1 pseudogene is annotated in these 271 nt (G+C 50.6%); it reads left to right on the forward strand.

Going from position 1 to position 271, the window contains the following annotated elements:
- Nucleotides 1-271 (forward strand): annotated as a pseudogene (locus tag JUJ53_RS13815) (IS1 family transposase); the annotation flags it as partial.

Genomic DNA, 271 nt, shown 5'->3' on the forward strand with positions numbered 1-271 from the left:
CAAAATCACATCTGCGTTGCTTGCGGTCGTCAGTTCATTGATACGTATGAATCTCACCGAGGCTACTCCGATGAGGTGAGGCGCGAGTGTCTCAAGATGTATGTCAACGGCTCTGGGTTTCGAGCTATCGAACGGGTCAAAGGCGTTCATCATACAACTGTGATCACGTGGGTCAAACAGGTCGCAGAACGACTTCCTGATGCCTACGACCCTGACACCATCCCAGAGGTTGGAGAGCTTGACGAGTTGGAAACGTTTGTAGGCTCAAAAA

Source organism: Leptolyngbya sp. CCY15150, assembly GCF_016888135.1.
Lineage (GTDB): Bacteria > Cyanobacteriota > Cyanobacteriia > RECH01 > RECH01 > RECH01.